This is a genomic window from Rhizobium sp. RHZ02 (assembly GCF_014851575.1).
Lineage (GTDB): Bacteria > Pseudomonadota > Alphaproteobacteria > Rhizobiales > Rhizobiaceae > Rhizobium > Rhizobium altiplani.
In genome coordinates this window covers 83,025-104,347 of record NZ_JACUZX010000008.1, presented here as the reverse complement: position 1 = coordinate 104,347, position 21,323 = coordinate 83,025, and the positions used below count along the sequence as shown (strand labels likewise).

General features: G+C 60.4%; 18 protein-coding genes and 1 pseudogene. 6 read left to right on the top strand and 13 right to left on the bottom strand.

Annotated elements, in window-relative coordinates; all coding sequences use genetic code 11:
• The first annotated feature begins 27 nt into the window (after nucleotides 1-27).
• On the top strand, nucleotides 28-333 hold the full coding sequence (locus tag IB244_RS14900) for an NIPSNAP family protein (protein ID WP_018116403.1): 306 nt from the start codon (nucleotides 28-30) through the stop codon (nucleotides 331-333).
• Between the two features lie 68 nt (nucleotides 334-401).
• Here the strand turns inward: IB244_RS14900 and IB244_RS14895 are convergent, their stop codons facing one another.
• The 5 genes from IB244_RS14895 to IB244_RS14875 form a co-directional block, all read right to left on the bottom strand.
• Complete coding sequence (locus IB244_RS14895) at nucleotides 402-1,403, bottom strand: ABC transporter ATP-binding protein (RefSeq protein ID WP_018857123.1); 1,002 nt, start codon at nucleotides 1,401-1,403, stop codon at nucleotides 402-404.
• A 12-nt stretch (nucleotides 1,404-1,415) separates the two neighbouring features.
• On the bottom strand, nucleotides 1,416-2,498 hold the full coding sequence (locus IB244_RS14890) for a Gfo/Idh/MocA family protein (protein ID WP_113471570.1): 1,083 nt from the start codon (nucleotides 2,496-2,498) through the stop codon (nucleotides 1,416-1,418).
• The gene (locus tag IB244_RS14885; protein ID WP_018857125.1) at nucleotides 2,495-3,337 is read right to left on the bottom strand and encodes a carbohydrate ABC transporter permease; all 843 of its coding nucleotides are present in this window, start codon (nucleotides 3,335-3,337) and stop codon (nucleotides 2,495-2,497) included. The genes IB244_RS14890 and IB244_RS14885 overlap by 4 nt, the downstream gene beginning before the upstream one ends.
• 10 nt (nucleotides 3,338-3,347) lie before the next feature.
• Nucleotides 3,348-4,295, bottom strand: a complete 948-nt coding sequence (locus IB244_RS14880; RefSeq protein WP_018116212.1) for a carbohydrate ABC transporter permease — start codon at nucleotides 4,293-4,295, stop codon at nucleotides 3,348-3,350.
• A 187-nt stretch (nucleotides 4,296-4,482) separates the two neighbouring features.
• Nucleotides 4,483-5,742 (bottom strand): ABC transporter substrate-binding protein, encoded by a 1,260-nt coding sequence (locus IB244_RS14875; RefSeq protein WP_113471569.1) that lies wholly within the window; start codon nucleotides 5,740-5,742, stop codon nucleotides 4,483-4,485.
• A 522-nt stretch (nucleotides 5,743-6,264) separates the two neighbouring features.
• Here IB244_RS14875 and IB244_RS14870 point away from each other — a divergent pair.
• Genes IB244_RS14870 through IB244_RS14860 form a run of 3 tightly spaced genes read left to right on the top strand, consistent with a single transcriptional unit; the run spans nucleotide 6,265 to nucleotide 8,835 of the window.
• Nucleotides 6,265-7,149, top strand: coding sequence for an N-acetylglucosamine kinase (locus IB244_RS14870; protein ID WP_192304691.1), 885 nt, complete (start codon nucleotides 6,265-6,267; stop codon nucleotides 7,147-7,149).
• Entirely contained in the window at nucleotides 7,146-7,910 is a 765-nt protein-coding gene (locus tag IB244_RS14865) for a GntR family transcriptional regulator (RefSeq protein ID WP_018857128.1), read from the top strand. The genes IB244_RS14870 and IB244_RS14865 overlap by 4 nt, the downstream gene beginning before the upstream one ends.
• A 49-nt stretch (nucleotides 7,911-7,959) precedes the next feature.
• A complete protein-coding gene (locus IB244_RS14860; RefSeq protein WP_112645365.1) occupies nucleotides 7,960-8,835 on the top strand; it encodes a protein phosphatase 2C domain-containing protein in 876 nt (291 codons plus the stop codon).
• Nucleotides 8,836-8,924: 89 nt separating this feature from the next.
• Here the strand turns inward: IB244_RS14860 and metH are convergent, their stop codons facing one another.
• Nucleotides 8,925-12,698 carry a methionine synthase gene (metH, locus tag IB244_RS14855; protein ID WP_113471568.1) on the bottom strand — a complete coding sequence of 1,258 codons (3,774 nt, stop codon included), beginning with the start codon at nucleotides 12,696-12,698 and terminating at the stop codon, nucleotides 8,925-8,927.
• 172 nt (nucleotides 12,699-12,870) lie between these two features.
• On the opposite strand from metH, the gene IB244_RS14850 reads away from it, so the two are divergent.
• Entirely contained in the window at nucleotides 12,871-14,130 is a 1,260-nt protein-coding gene (locus tag IB244_RS14850) for an AGE family epimerase/isomerase (protein WP_169681487.1), read from the top strand.
• Between the two features lie 140 nt (nucleotides 14,131-14,270).
• Complete coding sequence (locus IB244_RS14845) at nucleotides 14,271-15,518, top strand: D-arabinono-1,4-lactone oxidase (protein WP_113471566.1); 1,248 nt, start codon at nucleotides 14,271-14,273, stop codon at nucleotides 15,516-15,518.
• Between the two features lie 119 nt (nucleotides 15,519-15,637).
• Here IB244_RS14845 and IB244_RS14840 read toward each other — a convergent pair whose 3' ends face one another.
• From IB244_RS14840 to IB244_RS14815, 7 genes and pseudogenes are all read right to left on the bottom strand, one after another.
• Nucleotides 15,638-16,123 (bottom strand): heme-degrading domain-containing protein, encoded by a 486-nt coding sequence (locus IB244_RS14840; RefSeq protein ID WP_018857133.1) that lies wholly within the window; start codon nucleotides 16,121-16,123, stop codon nucleotides 15,638-15,640.
• A 93-nt stretch (nucleotides 16,124-16,216) separates the two neighbouring features.
• A pseudogene (locus IB244_RS32200) lies at nucleotides 16,217-16,300 on the bottom strand (flavin reductase family protein); the annotation flags it as partial.
• Nucleotides 16,282-17,022, bottom strand: coding sequence for an aspartate/glutamate racemase family protein (locus IB244_RS14835; RefSeq protein WP_113471565.1), 741 nt, complete (start codon nucleotides 17,020-17,022; stop codon nucleotides 16,282-16,284). The pseudogene IB244_RS32200 and the gene IB244_RS14835, both read right to left, overlap by 19 nt.
• A gap of 6 nt (nucleotides 17,023-17,028) precedes the next feature.
• On the bottom strand, nucleotides 17,029-17,850 hold the full coding sequence (locus tag IB244_RS14830; protein WP_169681489.1) for an ABC transporter permease: 822 nt from the start codon (nucleotides 17,848-17,850) through the stop codon (nucleotides 17,029-17,031).
• A gap of 1 nt (nucleotide 17,851) precedes the next feature.
• Nucleotides 17,852-18,766, bottom strand: a complete 915-nt coding sequence (locus IB244_RS14825) for an ABC transporter permease (RefSeq protein ID WP_018116581.1) — start codon at nucleotides 18,764-18,766, stop codon at nucleotides 17,852-17,854.
• 73 nt (nucleotides 18,767-18,839) lie between these two features.
• Complete coding sequence (locus tag IB244_RS14820; protein WP_018116582.1) at nucleotides 18,840-20,138, bottom strand: PotD/PotF family extracellular solute-binding protein; 1,299 nt, start codon at nucleotides 20,136-20,138, stop codon at nucleotides 18,840-18,842.
• A gap of 30 nt (nucleotides 20,139-20,168) precedes the next feature.
• Nucleotides 20,169-21,251 carry an ABC transporter ATP-binding protein gene (locus tag IB244_RS14815; protein WP_018857136.1) on the bottom strand — a complete coding sequence of 361 codons (1,083 nt, stop codon included), beginning with the start codon at nucleotides 21,249-21,251 and terminating at the stop codon, nucleotides 20,169-20,171.
• Nucleotides 21,252-21,323: the final 72 nt, after the last annotated feature.

Below are 21,323 nucleotides of genomic sequence, written 5' to 3'. Positions count from 1 at the left end.
CCGGCTTTGCTTCAAAGAAACGCTTCAATGATTACCTGCTATCTGCGTTACACGATCGACCCACACAAGGTGGCCGAATTCGAGGAGTATGCGCGCCTCTGGATTCCGATCGTCAATCGAATGGGAGGCACGCATCACGGCTATTTCCTGCCGTCCGAGGGCGCGAACAACATTGCCATTGCGCTGTTTTCGTTTCCGAGCCTCGCGGCCTACGAAGACTATCGCACGCGCATGGCAAGCGAACCCGAATGCCAGGCCGCGTTCGATCTCGACAAACGAAATCGCAGCATCATCAGCTACGAGCGCAGCTTCATGCGCCCTGTTCTTGGCTGATCGATAGAAATGGAAAGCCCCGCTCTGGCGGGCCCGCTCTGGCGGGGCTTTCAGTTTGACGTTGGGCTCTAGCGGATCGCCTTGTCATTGGCATCGAACCGATGCATGTGGGCCATGTCCGGCGTCGCATAGACGATCTCGTCGGGCTCGTACTGATGCTCACCGAAAAGGCGCGCGGTGATCAGGCCGCACTGCTCGGATTCGAGATAGATGATCGTGTCCGCGCCGAGATGTTCGACGTGGACGACCTTCGCCCGCCACGTGCCCTGCTCGCGCGAAAGGGTCAAGTGCTCTGGGCGCACGCCAACAGTCTTTGCCGCGGCATCGCTAACCTTGTCACCCGGAATGAAGTTCATCATCGGCGAACCGATGAAGCCCGCAACGAAGGTGTTTGCAGGGCGGTTGTAGAGCTCCATTGGCGAGCCGACCTGCTCGATCGCACCGGCATTCAACACCACGATCTTGTCGGCAAGCGTCATCGCCTCGACCTGGTCGTGGGTGACGTAGATCATCGTCGCCTTGAGGCTGCGGTGCAGGCGCGCGATCTCAAGACGCGTCTGAACGCGCAAGGCTGCGTCGAGGTTCGACAACGGCTCATCGAAGAGGAAGAGCGCCGGCTCGCGCACGATCGCGCGGCCAATAGCGACGCGCTGGCGCTGACCACCGGAAAGCTCCGCCGGGCGCCGCGCCAGATAAGGCTCAAGCGACAGCATCGAGGACGCCTTGGTCACCCGCTTGTCGATCTCATTTTTCGGCGTGCCGGCCTGCTTCAAGCCGAGGCCCATGTTGTCCTTGACCGTCAGGTGCGGGTAGAGCGCATAGGATTGGAACACCATCGCGATGCCACGCTTGGCGGGAGGCGTCAGCGTCTCTTCCTTGCCATTGATGAAAACGGCGCCCGAGGTGACATCCTCCAATCCCGCAATGCTGCGCAGGAGGGTTGACTTGCCGCAGCCCGAAGGTCCGACAAAAATGACGAACTCGCCGTCCTTGACCTCTAGGTCGATGCCCTTCAGCACCTCATGCGTGCCGTAGGTCTTGCGGATGGATTTGAGTTGAAGCGATCCCACTAGTCGTAATCCTTACAGTTTGACCGGCTCTTGGAGCTTGACGGCTTGGCCGGTACGCACGCTTTCGTCGGCGGCGAGGCAGATGCGCAGCGAAGCGACGGCGTCTGCCATGTGGCGGTTAAGGTCGATATCCTCGCGAATGGCCTTCAGCATGAAGGCCTGCTCGCGGTCGCAGAGTTCCTGATGGCCTGGTTCTCCCGCCATCGTCATGTCCTGGTCCGGCCGTATGAACTTGCCGTCGGTTCCTGTCTCCGCCGTGTGCAGGCGAATGACTGAAGTCTTGGTGTGAGCGTCGATATCGTCGGACTTGGCGTTCGGATCCATCACGATCGAGACCGATCCCTTCGGCGACATGATGTCCTTCACGAAAAACGCCGTCTCGGAGATCATCGGGCCCCAGCCGGCCTCGTACCAGCCGACTGAACCATCCTCGAAAAGCACCTGGAGCTGGCCGTAATTATACATATCGGGCGCGATTTCGTCCGATAGACGCAGTCCCATGCCGCGCACTTCCACCGGTTTAGCGTCCGTGATCTGGCACATGACGTCGACATAATGCACACCGCAATCGACGATCGGAGAGGTCGTCTGCATCAACGACTTATGTGTTTCCCAGGTCGGACCGCTGGACTGCTGATTGAGATTCATGCGGAACACATACGGCCCACCGAGCTTGCGCGCCTCTTCGATCAGCCGCATCCAGGATGGATGGTGGCGAAGGATATAGCCGATCACCAATTTCCGGCCGGCCTTCTTCGCCGCCACCACGACGCGCTCCGCATCCGCAACGGTTGTTGCGAGCGGCTTCTCGACGAAAACGTCGCAACCAGCCTCGAAGGCAGCGACCGCATAGTCCGCATGCGTGTCCGAATAGGTGCAGACCGCACAGAGATCCGGTTTCAGCTCGGCAAGAGCGGCCTTGAAATCCGAATAGATCTTGTAGCCCCGTAGTTCCTCCGGCAGATCAGGCGTCGAGCGATTGACCAGCCCGACAATCTCGAAACCGGGATTGTTGTGATAGGCCAGCGCATGGCTGCGTCCCATGTTGCCGAGGCCGGCGACGAGAACGCGGATTGGCTTGGTCGTCGAACTCACTTGACCGCTCCCGAAGTGATGCCGCGGATGAGCTGCCGCGAGAAGATGACGTAGAGAACGAGGATCGGCAGGATCGCCAGCGAAAGCGCGGCAAGCACGGCGTTCCAATTGGTCACGAATTGCCCAATGAAAATCTGCGACCCGAGGGTGACGGTCTTCGTCGCCTCAGCGGGCGCCAGGATCAGCGGGAACCAGAGATCGTTCCAGATCGGGATCATCGTGAAGACTGCAACCGTAGCCATTGCCGGGCGCACCAACGGGATGACGAGCCGGAAGAAGATCGCATATTCCGACAGCCCATCGATGCGGCCGGCATTCTTGAGGTCGTCGGAGACGGTCCGCATGAATTCCGACAGGATGAAGATCGCCAGCGGAATGCCCTGCGCAGTGTAGACGAGGATCAGCGCCGTCAGCGTGTTCACGAGACCGGCGGCCACCATGCCCTGCAGGATTGCGACCGTACCAAGGCGGATCGGGATCATGATGCCGATCGCCATATAGAGGCCGGTCAACGTGTTGCCACGGAAACGGTATTCGGAGAGCGCGAAGGCGGCCATCGCGCCGAAGAGCAGCACCAGCGCGATCGAAACGATGGTGACGATGAAGCTGTTCTGGAAGTAAGTGGCGAAATCACCCTGCCCCAGCACTGTTCGATACCCGACAAGACTGAAGGTCGAGGGCGTCGGCACCTGCAGCGGCGAGCGGAAGATCGCGTTACGGTCTTTGAACGAGTTGATGATCGTCAGGAACACCGGAAAGATGGCAACCAGCGTATAGCCGATGAGCGCCAGGTGGACGAAGCTGGTGCGGATGGGGGATGTGCGTGCTCTGTTGGACATGGCACACTCCTCAGAACTGGTACCGGCGCATGCGCCGCTGGATGGCAAAAAGGTAGAACGACACGCCGGCGAGGATGATCAGGAACATCACCGTCGCGATCGTGGCGCCCATCGAGCGGTCGCCAAGCTGAAGCTGGAAACCGAAGAAGGTGCGGTAGAGGAGCGTACCCAGGATGTCGGTCGACATATCAGGCCCGGCAAGTGCGCCCTGCACGGTGTAGATCAGGTCGAAGGCGTTGAAGTTGCCGACAAAAGTCAGGATCGAGATGATGCCTATGGCGGGCAGGATGAGCGGTAGCTTGATCTTCCAGAACTGAGCCCAGCCGGTGATGCCGTCGCATTCGGCAGCTTCGATCACCTCTTCCGGGATACTGAGCAGCGCAGCGTAAATCAGCATCATCGGAATGCCGATGTACTGCCAATTCGAGATCAGCGACACGGCAATCAGCGCCGACCCGGACTGCCCTAGCCACGGCGCGAACAGGCTCTTCATGCCGACAAGGCTCATCAGCCACGGGGCAACGCCCCAGATCGGCGAAAGGATGAGCTTCCAGATGAAGCCGACGATCACGAAGGAAAGCAGCGTCGGCAGGAAGATTGCGGTGCGGTAGAACGCGACGAACCGCAGCCGTGGCGTCGACAGCAGCGCCGCCAGCGCGATGCCGATCGGGTTCTGCACGCACATGTGAATGACGAAGAATATGAAGTTGTTGACCAGCGCGTTCCAGAAGTCGTGTGCCCAGCGCGCATCGCCAAACAACACCTTGTAGTTCGCGAGCCCGACGAAGACAGGCGCACCGTCGACAGTGTTGTAGAACGAAAGCCTCAGCGTTTCGATCAGCGGCAGGATCATGATCGCCGAATAAACGACAAATGCCGGGAAGAGAAAGACGCCGACGTGCCAGCGCACAGGGCGCTTAATGGGAACAACATCGACAGCGGATTCGGCTACGCTCATGGCTTTTGCCTGTTCTTCTTAGCTGCACCTATGGCGCAGCGCGTCTGACACAACGGGCAGAACGCCCTTTCCCTCTAGTCATCTCCCCGCCCTTCGGCTTTCGAAGGCGGCGGGGAGAAAAAGAGCGGATACGAAATTGGCTTTGAGCCGGAATGAGGGACGGCTAACGCCGCCCCTCACATCTCAATCACTTGGCAGGCTTGAACCAGCTGTCGAGGCCGTCCTGCAGCTTCTTGGCGGCATCGGCTGGCGTCACGGTGCCGTTGACGACGTTCGCCGAAGCAACCCAGGTTTCGTTTTCGAGGTTCGGCGTACCACGCGACAGAATCTGGTACGTCGAGCGGATCGTCGACTTGAACGGGCCGCGCCAGGAAACGAATTCCTGGGCCAGCGGATCAGCCATCTTCACCGGCGTCGAGTTCAGGCTGAAGAAGCCCGGCAACGAGTTGGCGTAGATTTCGGCGAATTCCGGCGAGGCGACCCAGGTGAGGAACTTCTTGGCTTCCTCGGCATGGGTGCTCTTGGCGTTCAGGCCGACAGCGATATCCGGATGGTCGGAGATGTAGCCCTGGTCGCCAGCTTTCGGAACCGGCGGCGGGAAAGCGCCCATCTTGAACTGGGCCTGGCTGTTGAACAGCGAGATTTCCCAGGAACCGGCCGGGTAGATGGCGGCGCGGCCGAGCGTAAAGAGGTTCTGGCTGTCCGAATAGGTCTGGGCTTCGAAACCGTCACCGAGATAGGGCTTCCACTTGGCGATTTGTTCGAAAGGCTGGACCCATTCCGGATCGGTCAGCTTCTGCTTGCCTGAGATCAGCGCCAGACGACCGTCTTCGCCCTTCCAGTAGTTCGGACCGACGTTCTGGTAGCCCATGGTTGCGGCTTCCCAGAGATCCTTCGTGCCCATGGCGAGCGGAATGTAGGTGCCGTCCGCCTTGATCTTGTCGAGGGCGGCGAAGAATTCCTCTTCGGTCTTCGGAACGGAGATGCCGAGCTTGTCGAAGGCATCCTTGTTGTAAATGAAGCCATGGATGACCGAGGCCATCGGCACACAGAAGGTGGACTTGCCGTCATCGGTTGTCCAGGCGGCCTTGGCGACGGGCGAGAAGTTCTCCATGCCCGGCAGGCTCGTCAGATCGGCGAGCTGCTTCTTATCAAAGATTCCGAGCGAAGGGTCGAACGGCCGGCAGGTGATGATATCACCGGCGGAGCCGGCATCGAGCTTGGCGTTCAGCGAAGCGTTGTACTCGGTCGGCGCGGTCGGCGAGAAGACGATCTTGATGCCGGGGTTCTTGGCTTCGAACGCCGGGATAATCTTTTCCTGCCAGATCTGCAGGTCGTCGTTACGCCAGCTCTCGACCGTCAGCGTAACGTCGGCGGCATGAGCAAAGCCCACTGATGTCAGCAGGCTGGACGCCAGCAGGAAGCCTCTAAGTGCGGTGTTCTTCATTTCCCTCTCCTGTTTTATGCGCCGGTGAGGCGCTGTTCCTGACCTGAAACCAGCGTTCGCGTGCATGAGGTGACACGCAACGCCACTCGAGGGCCGTCAGCAGCTGCCGGCCCGAAAGCTCAAAATCGGCGCGACAGATAACACCTGTCGACCAGACGGCGCACCCGAACAAGAAACCGATCCGGCGCAGCCATGAAAGGGAAAGCTGACGGCAAATGAACGGATCGAGAGCGACGGTGTCGCTACGGCCGGATCTGCATTTCATCGAGTGACCCGGCTTATCTCTATCCTGCCGTTTATCGCTGCTCGATGCGCTGTTCCCTTGAGTTGAATTAAGGCCAAAAAAATACCAATTGTCCAGCCGATTTTAACACTCGAACGACAGAAAAGTCGTCAAAAAAATTTTATTCATAAAAATCAGATAGATAAAAAGATGATTTTTCGCCACGCTTTTGACTTGGTAAATGGTATTTTTTTGGTATTGTAGTGAAAACAAGGGGAATGGGCGGATTTGGTGGTTCAATGACAGAACTTGCGATCGGCATTGACGGCGGAGGCTCCAGCTGCCGCGCCGCAGTCACGGATGCGACAGGGCGCATTCTGGGCCGTGGCACGGCCGGCCCGTCGAACATCCTGTCCGACCTCGAAAACTCGCTGCTCAATATCGTAGCGTCAGCCGAAAACGCGTTGAATGACGCCGGCCTTTCCTCTGAAACCGTTTCCAGCGTCTCTGCCGTCGTCGGCGTCGCCGGCGCGAATGTGGGCGACTATGCCGAACGCATCGAGCGTGCCCTGCCTTTTGCCCGGCGCCGTGTCGTAACAGATGCGACGACGGCACTCCAAGGAGCGCTCGGCGATTCCGACGGTGTGATTGGAGCGTTCGGAACGGGCTCGGTCTACAATGCGCGCCGCAACGGAAAGCTCTACGGCATTGGCGGCTGGGGATTCGTCGTCGGCGACCAGGCCAGTGGCGCTCGCCTCGGCCGGGACCTGCTGGAGCAGTCTTTGCTGGCCCATGACGGGGTGCGCCCCTCCTCCCCGGTCACCCAGACCGTCATGGCTGAATATGGCGACGATCCTGAGCGCGTCGTCGAGTTCGCCCACGTCTCCCGCCCGAATGACTTCGCCCGCTACGCGCCCGTTGTGTTCGAGGCCGCTGCCAAGGGCGACTCGGTCGCGACGGCGATCGTGCAGAACGCAGCAGCCTCGATCGGCGAGAGCCTGGATGCGTTGCTCTGGCTGGAATGCGAGGTGATCTGCCTGTTGGGCGGACTGGCAAAGGCCTATCGTCCATGGCTTGCTGAACGTCACGCTGTCCTGCTGCGTGAGCCGAAGGGCGACGTCCTGCAGGGCGCCATTGATCTCGCAGTGAAGTTTCTCCACGAGGAAGGAAGAGGCGCGGCATGACCGACGATTTTGCAAGCCTCCTTTCCCCCGAACGTCTTCAAGCCGGCGGCACAGGCCCGCTTTATGTAAAGCTGCGCCGCACGCTGGAAGATGCCATTCGCACTGGCACGCTCAGTCATGGCGATGCCCTGCCGCCTGAGCGCGACATCGCGGAACTGGCGACCGTCAGCCGGGTGACCGTGCGCAAAGCGATCGATGAGCTTGTCGCGGACGGGTTGCTCATCCGCCGCCACGGTTCCGGCACCTTCGTGACAAAGCCGGTATCGAAGGTCGAACAGCGCCTCTCGCAGCTCACCTCCTTTACGGAGGATATGGCCCGTCGCGGCATGACCTCCCGCTCCGAATGGCTGCACAAGGGTATCCACACGCCCTCTCCCGACGAAATGATGATTCTCGGTCTCGCGACCGATGTCAGGGTCTCACGCCTCAGCCGATTGCGCATCGCCGACGACCAGCCGCTGGCCATCGAAAATGCCAGTGTTTCCGGCGAGTTCCTGCCCGATCCTTTCGTGGTGACAACGTCGCTCTATGAGGAGCTCGAGCGTCGCCAGGTCCGGCCCGTCCGCGCGGTGCAGAGAATTTCGGCGACCAACATGAAAGAGGTCGATGCCCATCTTCTCGGCGTTCCCGTCGGCGCCGCAGGGCTGTCGATCGAGCGTATTTCATACCTTGGTTCGGGACGCGCGGTCGAATTCACCCGCTCGCTCTACCGCGGGGATGCCTATGATTTTGTCGCCGAACTGACGATCGGTCCGTCGTGATTCCTTGTCGCATTGAATGGACGGCAATGCCCGTCTATTGATGGCACCCATGACAAGTCGCATCACTATCCTCGACACCATCTCCGATCCCGGCAATCCCGCAAAGCCGAACGACGACAGCTTCGGCCATAACGACGCCTGCGCCTTCGTAATCGACGGTGCGACGGGCCTCGGCGATCGCCAATATATGGATGAGGGAGGTAGCGACGCCGCCTGGATCGCCCAGCACTTCGCCCGTGGCTTTCAGGATCGGATTACCCGTGACAGCAGCGTCTCGGAGATTGCTCGCAGCCTGTCTCTGGCAGCCCGCACGGAGTTCTTAGCCCACAACGAGAGCGTCCCGCGCTACGCGTGGCCGCTGACCGCCTTTGCCATGTTGCACCACACGCGCGACGGTTTCCACTTCGTCGGCCTTGGCGACTCCTGCCTCTTTCTGTTGCAGGAAGACGGCTCGGCAGCGATGCACATGGCTATTCCCGGTGCCTATGAGTATGAACAGAACCAGGCGCGAAAGCACATTGCACGCACGGGCGGCATTACCAAGGAAGGTGGCGCGCTCGGCAATTCCGAAACGCTCGCCCTATTGCGCCAGCACCGAGAGCGCCAGAACACGCCGGCAAGCGGCGTCTGGACCCTCGGCCTCGTGCCGGAGGCGGCCGATCATCTGGTTTCAGAGCGGCTGGATATCAGGGGCAAAGCGCACGCCATCGTCTGCAGCGACGGTTTTTCAGACCTCGCGGTCCTTTACGCGACCTATGATTCTACAAGCTTGGTGCGCACTGCACTCGCCAAGGGTCTGCGGCCGATGCTCGACGAACTTCGGCGCTTCGAACGCGAGATTGATCCCGAAGGGCTCCGCTATCCACGCTACAAGCAGAGCGACGACACCACGGCGTTGCTTGTCGAGTTGACACCCAGCGCCTGAGGCGATTTTCGATTCAGATTCAGTGCGTTGCGACCAAGAGCTAAATCAATCCCTCTGGTCCTTGAATCAAATACTGAAGACGCCGCCGATCAGGCAGCGTCCTCGATTTCCTCGTCACGCTTGCGCGGTACGTAGTTGAGGACCGGTCCAAGCCAACGTTCGACCTCGGCTACGTCCATGCCCTTCCGGGCTGCGTAGTCCTCGACCTGGTCCCGCTCCACCTTGGCGACGCCGAAGTAGTAGGATTCGGGATGGCCGATGTAGATGCCGGAGACCGACGAACCCGGCCACATCGCATAACTCTCGGTGAGCTGCACGCCGGCAGCCTTTTCGGCATCGAGCAGAGCAAACAGCGTCTTCTTCTCGGTGTGATCGGGCTGCGCCGGATAGCCCGGCGCCGGACGGATACCGGCATATTCCTCGCTGATCAGCTGCTCGTTGGAGAGATGCTCATCCTTGGCATAACCCCAATATTCGCGACGAACCTGCTCGTGCATGCATTCCGCAAAGGCCTCCGCGAAGCGATCGGCCAGCGCCTTCAGGAGGATCGACGAATAGTCGTCGTTCGCACGTTCGAAGCGTTCCGCGATAGCGATCTCTTCGATACCGGCTGAAACGACGAAGCCGCCGACATAGTCGTGAATGCCGCTGTCGGCTGGCGCCACGAAGTCCGACAATGCGACGTTCGGCCGGCCATCGCGCTTCGAAAGCTGCTGGCGCAGCGTAAAGAAGGTGGCAAGCTCCTCCTTGCGGCTATCGTCCTTGAACAGCCGGATATCGTCGCCGACCGCGTTCGCCGGCCAGAAGCCGATGACGGCGCGCGGGTTGAACCACTTCTCGTCGATGATCTTCTTCAGCATGGCCTGCGCGTCGGCCCACAGCGCGCGAGCCGCCTCGCCCTGCTTTTCGTCTTCGAGAATTGCCGGGAACCGCCCACGCAGCTCCCAGGTCTGGAAGAACGGCGTCCAGTCGATGTACTTGGCGATCTCGGCAAGATCGTAGCCGTCGAATACCTTGGTGCCGAGGAAGCTCGGCTTTGTCGGCTTGTAGGCCGCCCAGTCGACCGCAGCGGCATTTTCACGGGCACGTGCCAGCGGCAGGCGCACCTTCTCCGCCTCGCTGCGGGCGTGCGCTGCAGCGACCTTCGCATATTCGGCGCGGATGTCGGCCACATAACCGTCGCGACCTTCAGGTGACAACAGCGAGGAAACGACGCCGACCGCGCGGCTGGCATCCGTCACATAGACGGTCTGGCCCTTGTTGTAGCCCGGGTGGATCTTGACTGCCGTGTGGACACGGCTGGTCGTCGCGCCACCGATCAAGAGCGGCAGGTCCAGTCCCTGACGTTCCATTTCAGCGGCGACATGCACCATTTCGTCGAGCGACGGGGTAATCAGGCCGGAGAGGCCGATGACATCCACCTGCTCGGCGACGGCAGTCTCGAGGATCTTCGTTGCTGGCACCATGACACCGAGATCGATGATCTCGTAATTGTTGCAGGCGAGAACGACACCGACGATGTTCTTGCCGATATCGTGGACGTCGCCCTTCACGGTCGCCATCAGGATCTTGCCGGCAGCCTTGCGCTCGTCGCCGCCGTTCAGTCGCTTCTCCTCTTCCATGTAGGGAAGGAGTACCGCGACCGCCTGTTTCATCACGCGCGCCGACTTGACGACCTGCGGCAGGAACATCTTGCCGGAGCCGAAGAGATCGCCGACCACGTTCATGCCGGCCATCAGCGGGCCTTCGATGACATGCAACGGCCGCTCCGCTTGCTGACGGGCTTCCTCGGTGTCGGCTTCGATATATTCGGTGATACCGTTGACCAGCGCATGCTCCAGCCGCTTTGCGACCGGCCATTCGCGCCAGGTGAGATCCTGCACCTTCGCTTCCCGGGTGCCGGCACCACGATAACGCTCTGCCACTTCAAGCAGCCGCTCGGTCGCGTCGGCGCGGCGGTTCAGCACGACGTCTTCGCAGGCTTCGCGCAGCTCCGGGTCGATATTGTCATAGACCGCCAGCTGACCGGCATTGACGATGCCCATGTCCATCCCCGCCTGGATGGCGTGGTAAAGGAACACGGCGTGCATCGCCTCGCGCACCGGCTCGTTGCCGCGGAACGAGAAGGACAGGTTCGAGACGCCGCCCGAAATATGCACCAGCGGCATCGTCTTACGGATCGTCCGCGTCGCCTCGATGAAGTCGACGCCATAGTTGTTGTGCTCCTCGATGCCGGTCGCGACAGCAAAGACGTTCGGATCGAAGATGATGTCCTCAGGCGGGAAGCCCGCCTTTTCAGTCAGGATCTTGTAGGCGCGCGTGCAGATCTCGACCTTGCGCTCGTAGCTGTCTGCCTGCCCCGTCTCATCGAAGGCCATGACCACGACGGCCGCGCCATAAGCGTGCAGCAGCTTCGCCTGCGCCAGGAAGTTCTCTTCGCCTTCCTTGAGCGAGATCGAGTTGACGATCGGCTTACCCTGGACACGCTTCAGGCCGGACTCGATGATCGAGAACTTCGAGGAGTCGATCATCACAGGCACGCGAGCGATATCCGGTTCGGCGGCGATCAGGTTCAGAAACTCGATCATCGCCTTTTCGGAATCGATCAAGCCCTCGTCCATGTTGATGTCGATGATCTGCGCGCCGTTTTCAACTTGGTCGCGTGCCACATCGAGCGCTGCCGTGTAGTCGGCATTGGTGATCAGCTTGCGGAACTTGGCGGAGCCCGTGACGTTGGTGCGCTCACCGACGTTGACGAAGGGAATGTCCTTGGTCAGCTCGAACGGTTCGAGACCCGACAGCGACATGAAGGGGCGATGCTCGGGAATCGGGCGTGGCTTGTACTTCGCCACCACCTCAGCGATCGCCTTGATATGTTCAGGCGTCGAGCCGCAGCAGCCGCCAACGATGTTGACGAGGCCTTCGCGTGCAAACTCGTCGATCTGCGCCGCCATCAGTTCCGGCGTCTCGTCATACTGGCCGAACTCGTTCGGCAGGCCAGCATTCGGATAGGCGCAGATGAAGGTATCGGCAACGCCCGACAGCTCCTGCAAGTGCGGACGCATGGCGTTGGCGCCGAGTGCGCAATTCAGGCCGATCGTAAACGGGTTGGCGTGCCGCACCGAGTTCCAGAACGCCGACGGCGTCTGGCCGGACAGGGTACGGCCGGAAAGATCGGTGATCGTGCCGGAGATCATGACCGGCAGGCGGATGCCCTTCGCCTCGAAGCGCTCCTCGCAGGCAAAGATCGCGGCCTTCGCATTCAAGGTGTCGAAGATCGTCTCGATGAGGATGATATCGGCGCCACCATCGATCAGGCCGTCGATCTGCTCGCCATAAGCGATGCGCAGGTCGTCGAAGCTGACGGCGCGGAAGCCCGGATTGTTGACGTCGGGCGAAATCGACGCGGTGCGGTTCGTCGGGCCGATGGCACCGGCGACGAAACGACGACGGCCGTCCTCGCGCTCAGCACGGATCGCGGCGCGGCGCACGATCTCGGCGCCCTCCTTGTTAAGCGCATAGACTTCGCCTTCCATCGCATAGTCGGCCTGTGCGATGCGGGTCGACGAAAAGGTGTTGGTCTCCAGAATATCGGCGCCGGCCTTTGCGTATTTGTAATGGATCTCTTCGATCGCATCCGGCTGCGTCAGGATCAGCAGGTCGTTGTTGCCCTTCTGATGGCAGGCACAACCGATGAAGCGATCACCACGAAAATGGTCTTCGTCGAAGCCAAGCCCCTGGATCTGCGTGCCCATGGCGCCGTCAAGAACGAGGATACGTTCACTGGCAGCTTTCTTGAGCGCCGCAAACACTTCGCTACCGTCGCGCTTTGTCCCTTCGGGACTAAACAGAGTATCAAACACGGGCGGACTCCTTGACGTCGTTACAGGCCAATTGGTCAAATCACATAAAGATATCTTTATGTCAATATATGCCCATCATGTGGCGCCTTTGCGGCGCTGGGCAGATGACAGACTCGGGCGACCCCTATATAGGCGGTTACGAAGGCTTTGTGCACGAAATTGGAGGAGTATCATGGTACTAGCAATCGGCGACGCCGCGCTTGGAAACTGGACCACCCGCGCCTACCACCGCAATTGGCTTCTCGCACAGGCAAACGGCCTTTTCGATTTCTTCCAGCACAACTCCGTCAACCCGAAAGGCGGCTTCTTCGATCTCGACGATGCCGGCAAACCGCTCAATGCCGCCGGTCAGGTCCGTCCGATCCACATAGCCTCACGCGCCGTTCATTGCTTTGCGATCGGCACGCTGCTCGGCCGTCCCGGTGCCTCCGACGTCGTGGATCATGGCATGCAGTACATCTGGAACCATCACCGTGACACCAAGAACGGCGGTTACTTCTGGTCGCTCGATGACAAGGGCCCCGTCGATTCAAACAAGCAGGGTTATGGCCACGCCTTCGTCCTGCTCGCAGCGTCCTCCGCCAAGACGGTCGGCCATCCGCTTGCCGACGGCATGCTTGCCGATATTGCCGAGGTCCTGAATACCAAGTTCTGGGAAGCCAAGCACGGCGCCATTGCCGAAGAGTTCACCGCCGACTGGCAGGCTCTCGACGGCGGCAACTACCGTGGCCAGAACTCCAACATGCATTTGACCGAAGCGCTGATGGCGGCCTTCGAGGCAACCGGCGACCGCGACTATCTCGCCAAGGCTGAAAGCATTGCTGATCTCGTCATTCGTCGAGCCGCCGGCTCCGTCGGTTGGCGCGTTGCCGAGCACTTCACCACCGATTGGGGCCTCGACAAGGATTACTATCATCCGAACGAAATGTTCCGCCCGGCAGGCACTACTCCTGGTCATTGGCTGGAGTGGGCGCGCCTCCTTCTCCAGCTCTGGGTGCTTGGCGGCAAGAAGCAGGAGTGGATGCCAGATGCGGCGAAGAGCCTGTTCTCGCAGTCGATCGCCCTCGGTTGGGACGACGACAAGGGCGGCTTCTTCTATACACTCGACTGGGAAGACAAGCCGGCCAAGCGCAACAAGCTGTGGTGGCCGGCCTGCGAGGGCGCTGCCGCCGCGCACTTCCTCAATGAGCACCTGCCAAGCGACTACCACGAGGAACATTACCGCAGGATCTGGAACGTGATCGAACGCGCCTTCATCGACCACAAGAATGGCGGTTGGCACGAGGAGCTGACGGAAAATCTGGTACCCTCACACAGCCTGTTCCCCGGCAAGGGCGACATCTACCACGCCCTGCAGGCCTGCCTGATCCCCCTCTTCCCCGCAACCGGAAGCCTAACCAAGGTCATTCCCGAGGCGGGCGGCAAGATCTGATATAGAGCGAGCGCCGCTTCAGTGGCGCTCGATCATCAAGTGGCGTCGCGTCGACGCCGTAACTTGAGCTGAGACCCGGCACAGCGTCGCAAAGTACGTCGTTGGAATGGCTGTGCGATAGAGAAGCGCGAGGTTTTGTTATGACGCGGGTTCCAAAGGCTAACTGGGCGGGAAGCTTTCACTATGGCTTTCGAGACTGCCTCTATCCGTCTTCGGTGGAAGCGGTCCGCGAAGTCGTGATGCGAGCGCCAAAGATAAAGACGGTGGGGTCAAGCCACTCATTCAATGCGATTGCCGATGGCGAAGTTGCCCTGGCGCTTGCCGATGTGCCAATCGACCCCGTCATCGAAGGCGATGGGAGACAGGTTTCCGTTGGCGGTCATTGCACCTATGGCGAGCTTGCGCTTTTCCTCCATGGCCATGGTCTTGCCGTACACAATCTAGCCTCCCTACCCCACATCTCCATTGCTGGCGCGATTGCCACGGCAACGCATGGCTCAGGCGACCGGAACGGCAATCTGGCGACAGCGGTCTCGGGATTGGAAATCGTCTCAGGCGACGGCCGCCTCGTGAAGGTGACCCGCGGCGATGCCGATTTCGCGGGCATGGTGGTGCATTTGGGCGCGCTTGGCGTCGTAACGCGCGTGACGCTTGACGTTCAGCCGGAGTTTCAGGTCGCACAGTGCGTCTACGAAGGATTGGCCTGGGACAAGCTTTTGGCCAACCTCGATGAGATCATGGCCTTGGGCTACAGCGTCAGCGTGTTCACGCAATGGGGTCAACAAGCAGGATCGATTTGGGTCAAGAGAACTGCGTCCGCCGAGGACTGGCCGGCCGACATCCACGGCGCAACACGCGCGATGGTCAACAGGCACCCCATAAGCGAATTGGACGCGCAAAACTCCACGGATCAGTTGGGGCAATATGGCCGCTGGTCCGACAGGCTCCCGCACTTCAAGATGGGCTTCACGCCCAGCAATGGCGAAGAGATACAGTCCGAGTTCCACCTTCCACGCAAACACGGCGCGGCAGCGATCGAAGCGCTGCTGTCGATCCGCGATAAATTTGCCCACTTGGTGCAAGCGGGCGAACTCCGGACTGTCGCGGCGGACGAGCTATGGCTCAGTCCTCAGTATCACCGCGATACGCTGTCGTTCCACTTTACCTGGGTTCGGGATCAGGAGGCCGTGAATGCGGCCGTGGGGCATATCGAGCAGGCACTCTCGCCCTTCGCAGCCCTGCCGCATTGGGGCAAGGTCTTTACGGAGCGCAACATCGGCGCCAAATATGAAAAGCTTGCCGAGTTTGTCCGTCTTCGCGACAGGATGGATCCGGAACGGAGGTTCTCTAACCCGTGGTTGGAAGACGTTGTCTTCGGCTCGAACTGAGCGGCTGCCGTTGATGGGGGCTTCGCATACCTCGATTGGGTCCAGCTGAAGCCGTCCTCCCCATCCGATCGCTCGCAGCGTAAACCTGGCGTGCCAAGACACGCCAGGTGAAACAGCAATCACGCCAGGCGAAGGGCGTCGATGTCTTTCGCCAGCATCAATGCCAGCGCCTCGACCGCAAGATTGTGGTCGTCTCGCTGCGGCAAGCCGGATACGGTGACCGCGCCAATGCAGCCGGTGCCCTTCACATTGATCGGAAAGCTGCCGCCATGCGGCGCATAGTCGGCATCCGAAAGACCATTGTCGGCAACCGTCTTGCCCTTCTCCTTAAGATCGAGACCGATCGCGTAGCTGCTCTTGAAGTAGCGCAGCACCAGATTACGCTTGCGCCGCACCCACTGGACGTTGTCGGGCGTGACACCGGGCAGTGCCGCATAGAAGACGGGCATCGAATGCAGCGTAATGTCGATCGCGATCCCGTGGCCGCGCTCGGTTCCAAGTTCCTGCAGGAGCCTGCCGAGCTGCCATGCTGTCGTGAGATCGAAGGTGTCGAAACTCAGCACCTTCTCCTGTTCTGCAATCCGCTTAAGGTCGTCGTCCGGCATGGTCACGTGTGCTTCCTCTCCTGCAATGCTTTTGTTTGAACAAATGCAAGCGGAGGTGAAAAGTAAAGCGGAATCGTGGCGCTGCCCGGAAGCTTACAATTGGGGCGTCAGCATTTCGAAACGGTCACGGATCGTCGAACAGGTATCGCCGTCACAGGTCAGCCTGCTGCCCGCATCGGCGCAAAAACACTCATCGCGCCTGTAAAGGGCTTGGCCAGCGGCGACGCGTAGGAGCCGCGCTTGCTGGTCGACAGCCCAAGTGACACCAGCGCTTCCGCCTGCTTCACCGCCGCGGCTACGCCGTCGACAACGGGCACCCCGTAGATATCCTGCAGCTCGCGAGCCAGATCAGTCATCCCGGCGCAACCAAGCACGATCGCTTCGGCGCCATCCTCAGCAAGAGCACGCTCGATCTCGGCCCGGAGCTTGCCGATAGCACCCGAGGCGGGATCTTCGAGCTGAAGAACCGGAATATCGGAGGCGCGCACCTTCGCGCGGCCTCCCATGCCGTAGCGCCGCACGAGGTTGTCGATCAGGACGCGCGAACGCTCCAGCGTCGTCACGACGGTAAATCGCTGCGCCAGGAAGCCTGCGGTGGCGACCGCAGATTCGCAGAGCCCAAGCACCGGCACGTCGGCAAAGCTGCGCGCCGCATCTAGTCCCGTGTCGTCGAAGCAGGCGATGATGGCGGCATCGTATTCGCCAGCCCGCTCCTTGAGTTCGCTGAGAAGTCCCGGGATTGCGAGCGCTCCGTCATAATGTCCTTCGATCGATACCGGCCCCATGCGTGAGGTGGCGGCAATGATGGCGGTGCCGGACGCCGCGACCGCGCGGGCAGCAAAGGCGGCCTTGTCGGTCATGGTTTCAGTCGTATTGGGATTGACCAGAAGAATGCGCATTAGGGGTTAGCTTACCTTTGCCTGGCGCCGACGCAGCATGAGCATGATGCCGAGCGCGACGAGGATGATGGTGAAGGAAAACAACGTCGTGACCGTGCCGAGCGCATAGAGCACCGGCGTGGTGACGTTGGTGGTCATGCCGTAGATTTCGAGCGGCAACGTGTTGTAACTTCCTGACGTCATCAGCGTGCGGGCGAACTCGTCGTAAGAGAGCGTGAACCCGAACAGGCCGACACCGATCAGGCTGGGGGCAATCATCGGCAACACGACATGACGAAAGGTCTGCCACGAATTCGCGCCAAGATCGCGCGCAGCTTCTTCGTAGGCTGGCGAAAACCGGTTGAAGACGGCAAACATGATCAGCACGCCAAAGGGCAGCGTCCATGTCAGGTGCGCGCCGAAGGCGGACGAGTACCAGGCAGGCTTAAGGCCGCCCTGCTGGAAGACCACGCCGATCCCGAGCGAAATGATGATCGACGGAACCACCAGGCTCGCGACCGTTGCGTAGAAAAGCACGGTCGCGCCCCGGAAGCGGCGGCGGAACGCCAGGCCGGCCAACAGCGAGACGACTACGGTGACCACCATCACCATCAGCCCGAGCGTGAACGAGCGGCGGAAGGATGCGCCGAAATCCCCGACTGCCTGCTTCTCGAAGAGATTGTAGAACCAGTGAACGGAAACGCCATTCAGCGGGAATGTTAGGCCCCCGTCGGGCCCCTGGAAGGACAGGATCAGGATCGCCGAGAGTGGTCCGTAGAGGAACAGCACGAAGACAAGGAAGAAGGCAGCGAGCACGTAGAATTCAAAGGTGCGCTTCTCGTGGTTCATCTCAAAGCTCCTTACGAATATCGACGACGCGCAGGATGGCGGCGACCATCATCAGGACAACGATCAGAAGCACGACGGCATTCGCGGCAGCGGCCGGATACTGCAGCAGCGACATCTGGTTCTTCATCATCAGCGCGACCGAAGCGCTCTGGCCACCGGACATGACCTGCACGGTCGAAAAGTCGGCCATGACGAGGGTGACGACGAAGATCGAACCGATCGCGATACCGGGCTTTGCCAGCGGCAACACGACATTCCAGAGGATCTGCCAGCCGGTGGCCCCGGCGTCTCGCGCCGCCTCGAACAGCGACCGGTCGATGCGCATCAGCGTGTTGAAGATCGGCGTCACCATGAAGAGTGTGTAGAGATGCACCATGGCGAGAACCACGGCGAAATCGGAATAGAGCAGCCATTCGATCGGCTGCGGCACGATGCCCATCTGCACCAGCGCGGAGTTGACCAGACCGTTGCGGCCGAGCACCGGGATCCACGAGATCATGCGGATGATGTTGGAGGTCATGAACGGCACTGTGCAGACCAGAAACAGGATCATCTGCGTCGACGTGCGCCGGATATGAAAGGCGAGGAAATAGGCGACCCAGAAGCCGATGAAGAGTGTCAGGCTCCAGACGATCACCGTGAATTTCAAGGTGTTGAGATAGGTCTTCCAGGTGACCCATGAACCGAGCGTGTCGGTGTAGTTCATGGTCAGGAAATCAGGGTAGAGACCGGCGAAGTCGTAGTCCCAGAAACTAACGACGGCGATCATGGCGATCGGCAGGATGAAGAAGAAACCGAGAATGAGGATTAGCGGCGTCGCCTGCAGATAAGAGGCTGCCCATGTCGGCCATCCGATCCGTCGGCGGCTTGTCTGTTCCGATTGGTGCTCGGCCTGCGAAGACGCGATCGTCGCCATGTTTCCGGTCTCTCCGTTATAGACGCCCTCCCCCCAAAGGAACTGGGGAGAGGGCCTGGCAGAAGCGGTTGCCTTAGGCAGCGATGAACTCGTTCCAGCGGCGAACCATGTAGCGGTCTTCGTCCATGACGGAGTTCCAGCACGCCACATGACCCATGCGCTCTTCGAACGAACCACCGTCGCGAACGGCGCCGGCCTTCTCCATGACCTTGCCCTCAGGCGAGAGGATATCGCCCTGGGCGGCCTTGCCTTCGATCCAGTAGCCCCACTCGTCAGCCGTCATGAAGTTCTTGGCGGTGTCCATGCAGGCCGAGTAGTAGCCCTGGCGGTTGAGGTAGCCGCCGACCCAGCCCGACGTGTACCAGTTGATGTATTCATAGGCCGCGTCGAGCTGCGCGCCCTTGAGGTGCGAGGCAAGGCCGAGACCGCCGCCCCACGAGCGGTAGCCTTCCTTGAGCGGCTGATACTTGCAGGCGATGCCCTTGGAGCGGACGGCCGCGACAGCCGGCGACCACATGGACTGGATGACGACTTCGCCGGAGGCCATCAGGTTGACCGACTCGTCGAAGCTCTTCCAGAAGGCGCGGAACTGGCCGTCCTGCTTGGCCTTGATGAGGAACTCGATCGTCTTGTCGATCTCTTCCTTGGTCATGTTGCCCTTGTCAGCGTATTTGATGTTGCCGAGCGCTTCCATGATCATCGCGGCATCCATGATGCCGATCGACGGAATGTTGAGGATCGAGGTCTTGCCCTTGAACTTCGGGTCCATGATATCGGCCCAAGTGGTGATATCGCGACCGACGAGATCCGGACGAATGCCGAGCGTATCGGCATTGTAGATCGTCGGCATCATGGTGAAGAGCTCGGTTTCGCCCTTGGCGAAGGTCTTGGCGTCCGCGCTCTCGACATAGCCGACCGTGTGCGGCGCCGTGCCCTGCGCGATGACGCTGTCCGGCTTCAGCTTGCCGTTCTTGAACAACGGAACGACCTTGTCGTAGTACTTCAGCTTCTTCACATCCATCGGCTGGATGACGCCGGTCGGGTAAACCTTCTTCAGGATCCAGTATTCGATGTCGGCGATGTCATAGCTGTCAGGCTGCGTCACGGCGCGCTGGGCGGCGGCGTCGGAATCGGTCGCCGTCATCTCCAGCGTGATGCCGAGGTCCTTCTTGCACTGCTCGGCAATGGCGTTGATGTTGGAAACACCCGTGCCGAACTGGCGTAGCGTGATGTTGGACTGCGCCCAGATCGTCGGGAAGCCGGTGATGAGGCCCGAGCCTGCAGCAGCGCCGAGCGCGGCGGCGCCAGTTTTCAGCAGGCTGCGGCGGGAAATCCCGACCTCAGTCTTGGTCGTCTTCTTTTCAGTTGTCATGTCAGTTCCCCTTCTTTTTGCTGGTGAGGTTCATGCACGGCCGAGGAGGACCGCGTCCTCCAGAGCCCATCTCAGAGACACCGCATCGCCGACCGATACGGGTTTGGCGAAATAATCGCCGTCACTCGCGATAACAGTGAAGTCGTCACTGCCCGCGCCGGCCACCGTGAGCTTCACCGAGGCGCCGCGATATTCGATATTGGAGACGACACCGTTGAAGCCGAGCGTCTTGTCGGAAGCCTTTTCGAGGCGCACACGATCCGTGCGGACGCCGATATCGACGCTCTCGCCGGCATGCTTGCCGTTGCCGCGCACCGAGAAGGTCTGCCCTTCCGGAACCTCGAGCGTAGTGACACCGCCATTTGAAGACACAACGCGGCCGGAAAGAACATTGTGATCGCCCATGAAGCGAGCGACGAAGGCGGTGGCCGGCTCCTCGAAGACCTTGCGCGGCGTTGCCGCCTGCTCGATCTTGCCGTCGTTCATGATGACGATGATATCGGCGAGCGCCATCGCCTCTTCCTGGCTGTGCGTCACGTGCACAAAGGTGATGCCGAGACTCTTCTGCAGCTTCTTCAGCTCCGCACGCATGCGGATCTTCAGGAAGGGATCGAGGGCTGAGAGCGGTTCATCGAGCAGCAGCGCTTCGGGATCTGTGATCAGCGCGCGCGCCAGCGCCACGCGCTGTTGCTGGCCGCCAGAGAGCTGTGCCGGTCGCCTCGTCGCATAGGCGTCCATCTGCATCAGCTTCAACATGTCAAGCGCCTTGGCGCGCCGGTCCTCCTTCTCGACGCCCTTCATTTTCAGGCTGAAGGCGACGTTGTCGATGAGATCAAGATGCGGGAAGAGCGCATAGGACTGGAACATCATCGCGGTACCGCGCTTGGCCGGCGGAAAATCGGTGACGACGGTATTCCCGAGCCTGATATCGCCTGAGGAAATGCTTTCGTGCCCGGCGATCATGCGCAGCGTCGAGGTCTTGCCGCAGCCGGAAGGCCCGAGAAAGCAGCAGTAGGAGCCGGCCGGAATCTTCAGGCTGATGGAATGGACCGCCGTCGTGGCGCCATACACCTTGGAAACGGATACGATATCGATCTCTGCGGCTTTCGACATTGGTCTTCCCCTGTTTGAGAAAGACAATGCATCTGCCGTGCCAGTTTCTTTTGCGGCGCACAAAACGTCAGG